The 3,291-nt window shown below is 74.2% G+C and carries 3 protein-coding genes; 1 reads left to right on the forward strand and 2 read right to left on the reverse strand.

Annotation, left to right across the window (positions count from 1 at the left end):
• Positions 1-153 precede the first annotated feature (153 nt).
• Positions 154-1,557: a molybdopterin-dependent oxidoreductase gene (locus P3L51_RS35640; RefSeq protein ID WP_354609515.1), complete on the forward strand. Its 1,404-nt coding sequence runs from the start codon at positions 154-156 to the stop codon at positions 1,555-1,557.
• A gap of 334 nt (positions 1,558-1,891) precedes the next feature.
• On the opposite strand, the gene P3L51_RS35645 is transcribed toward P3L51_RS35640, so the two are convergent.
• A complete protein-coding gene (locus tag P3L51_RS35645; protein WP_354609516.1) occupies positions 1,892-2,695 on the reverse strand; it encodes a methyltransferase domain-containing protein in 804 nt (267 codons plus the stop codon).
• The coding region (locus P3L51_RS35650; protein ID WP_354609517.1) for a TIGR04282 family arsenosugar biosynthesis glycosyltransferase at positions 2,692-3,291 on the reverse strand (600 nt) is incomplete at its 5' end. The genes P3L51_RS35650 and P3L51_RS35645, both read right to left, overlap by 4 nt.

Below are 3,291 nucleotides of genomic sequence, written 5' to 3' on the forward strand. Positions count from 1 at the left end.
GGGCGTCCGCCGGCAGGTGTCCGCGTTCGTCGGTCTTCACCCCGGCACGGTATGCAGCGGGCGCCGGGTTCCGGTGGTGTGGCGGGGCCACGTCACCATTTCGTCAGAAGTCGTACCACCTTGCGGGAGGGTGCGCGGGCTTACGGTCGCCGCATGGATCACCCGCGACGCCTCCCACCGCCGTCGAAGGCACGCCGGCCATCGAAGCCGTCCCTGCCGACGCTGCCGTCGTCCCTGCCGTCCCTGCCGACGGATCCCGGCTTCTGGCGCAGTCCGGTGCGCGGCGTCCGGTTCACCGCGGTGCTCGGTCTCGTCCTGCTGGTCGGGCTCACGCTGGTGTTCGTGACGGGTCTGCTGTCGTACGCGGCGTACAACCCGGATCTCGCGTCCGTCAACGACAAGACACCGGACCGGGGGTGGCTGGGCTTCTACCTCTTCGACTGGCCGACGGACCCGTACTGGCTCTACCGCCTCACGCAGGGATTCCACGTCACGGTGGGAATCGCGCTGATCCCGGTGGTGCTGGCGAAGCTCTGGTCGGTGATCCCGAGGTTCTTCGCGCTGCCGCCGGTGAAGTCGCTGGCGCACGCCCTGGAGCGGATCTCGCTGGTGCTGCTGGTGGGCGGTGTGCTGTTCGAGCTGATCACCGGGGTGCTCAACATCCAGCTGGACTATCTCTTCCCGGGCTCCTTCTATCCGCTGCACTTCTACGGCGCGTGGGTGTTCTTCGCGGGGTTCGTGGCGCACGCCGCGCTGAAGACGCCGAAGGCGCTGGCGGCGCTCCGCAGTGGTGAGCTTCGCTCGGCACGGCGGGCACCGCGGGCACGGCCGGGCGGCGGCGCGGGCGCGTACCGAGCCGTCGGTGGTCCAGGTGGTCCGGGTGGTCCCGGTGGTCCCGCCGATGACGATCTGGCGTCCCCGAGACCGGCCGCGCCGACCGTCTCGCGGCGCGGCGCCTTCGCCGTCGTCGGCGCGGGTTCGCTGTTCATGCTGCTCACGACGGCGGGCCGGAGCTTCGACGGGCCGCTGCGCCGTACCGCGCTGCTCGCCCCGCACGGCTGGGAGGATCCGGGCAGCGGCCCGAACGGGTTCCAGATCAACAAGACCGCCGCGTCCGTCGGGGTCAGGGCGGCCGACACGAAGGACGGGTGGCGGCTGACGCTCAGCGGCCCCGCCGGGGATGTCACGCTCTCGCGCGCCCAGCTCCTCGCGATGGCCCAGCACACCGCCGAGCTGCCGATCGCCTGCGTGGAGGGCTGGTCGACGTCGAACCAGTCCTGGCGCGGCGTACGCCTGAGGGACCTCGCCACCCTCGCGGGATGTCCGGACGGCCGCCCACCGGGGGTGTTCGTGGAATCCCTCCAGCGCAGGGGCAGTTTCCGGTCGGGCGCGCTGCGCGACAACCAGGTGCGCGACGGCCGCTCGCTGCTGGCCCTGGAGGTCAACGGCGCGGAGCTGTCGCTCGATCACGGTTTCCCGGCGCGGATCATCGTCCCGGCGGCGCCCGGGGTGCTCAACACGAAGTGGGTCACCAAACTGACGTTCGGAGCGGTCTGATGCGCGTGGGTGACAGGGGCGGTCTCACCGCCAAGTACCGGGCCCTGCTGGGCAGTCCGTTCCAGATCGTGCTGCTGCTCGCCACGCTGGCGTTCGCGGGCTACGTGGGCGTACGTCTGCTGACGGGCGAGACGTTTTCGATCGTGGTCTGGTTCGTCGGCGCCGCGCTCGTGCACGACCTCGTCCTGCTGCCGGTCTACACGGCGGCCGACCGCGCGGTGGCCGCCGCGCTGGGCCCCCGGCGCCGGCTCGTCAACTTCGTACGCGTACCGGCCTTCCTGTCCCTGCTGCTCCTGCTGGTGTGGTTCCCGTTGATCACGGGGCGGGTGCGGCGTTACGAGCCGTACGCCGCCCTGTCGTCCGACGGGTTCCTGGCGCGCTGGCTGCTGGTGACCGCCGCGCTGTTCGCGTGCTCGGCGCTCTGCCTGGTGACGCGGGCGGTGCTGCGGCGCAGGGCCACGAAGGGGCGGCCCGCCGCCTCCCACTGATCGACGGGCAGCCAGCCGAGGGCGCGCCCGTAGCGGAGCAGGGCGGGGGCGCCGAGCCGGGCCCACGGGAAGTGCGAGCCCGCGGCCCCCGGCGGTGGGCGGCGCCCGTCGTCCACCCGTACGCGTACGCACTCGTCGACGTCCACGGGCGCGGTCTCGGCGATGATCAGCCCGCCGTGCGTCAGCAGCCCGCCGGCCCGGCGGAGCAGACCGGCCGGGTCGCCGCCGATGCCGATGTTGCCGTCGACGAGCAGGACGGTGCCCCAACGCCCCTCGCCGGGAAGGGGATCGAAGACGGAGCGGCACAGGGCCGTGCCGCCGAGGCGCAGCGTACGTTCGACGGCCGCCTCGCTGACGTCGATGCCGAGCGCCCGCCGTCCCCTGGCCGCGAGCGCGGCGACGAGGCGGCCGGGGCCGCAGCCGACGTCGAGGACGGCGCCCTCGCAGCGGTGCAGGGCGGAGTGGTCGGCGGCGTCGGCGCGCGCGCACCAGCGTTCGACGTCGAGTGGCAGCAGCCAGCCGTCCGTACGGCGCAGGAAGAGCGGGCCGCGGCCGGCGCGCAGGGCGTCGGCGTACGGGTCGTCGCTCCAGTCGGCGGGGGCGGTGCTGGTGCTGGTACTGGTGCTTCGGGTGGTCTCCGTCGCGCTCATCGGGCGGCCACCGGGGTCAGCCGGCGGAGGGTGGCGGCGAACCGCCCGTGCGGGGCGAGCGCCGCGACGTACTCGGCGTCGGCCGCCGAATCCACGTCGCGCAGGGGCGGCAGATCGCGCACGGTGAGCCCGGCGTCGACCAGGCGGCGACGCTGTACGGCGCCGGTCTCGGGTACGGACATGGGCACCCCGCGAATGAGATCCGGCGGCGCGGACTCGGGCGCGGCGAGGCCGAGCGCCCAGAAGCCGCCGTCGTCGGCGGGCCCGAACCAGGCGTCGCAGCCGGGGCGCCCGGCGGGGTCGAGCGCGGGGTCGAGCAGGGCCGGGGCGAGCAGGGCGGGGGTGATCTGCGGGGTGTCCATGCCGACGAGGAGCGTCGGCCCCGTACACCGGGCGAAGGCGTCGGCGAGCCGCTCGTCCAGCCCGCCCGCGCACTGCGGCACCACGTCGATGCCCGGCGGCAGCCAGGGGCCGGGGCGGCCTTCGAGGACGAGGACGCGGCGGCGGGCGGGGACGGCGAGGACGGTCCGCAGGGTGTCGGCGAGTGCGGCCTCGGCGAGGAGGGCGGCCTCGGTGGGGCTGAAGGGCGGGGTGAG

This window comes from Streptomyces panacea, assembly GCF_040560175.1.
Taxonomy (GTDB): domain Bacteria; phylum Actinomycetota; class Actinomycetes; order Streptomycetales; family Streptomycetaceae; genus Streptomyces; species Streptomyces panacea.

Coding starts and splice junctions, on each gene's coding strand:
- P3L51_RS35640 (WP_354609515.1), top strand. CDS start 154: ATGGATCACCCGCGACGCCTCCCACCGCCGTCGAAGGCACGCCGGCCA.
- P3L51_RS35645 (WP_354609516.1), bottom strand. CDS start 2,695: ATGAGCGCGACGGAGACCACCCGAAGCACCAGTACCAGCACCAGCACC.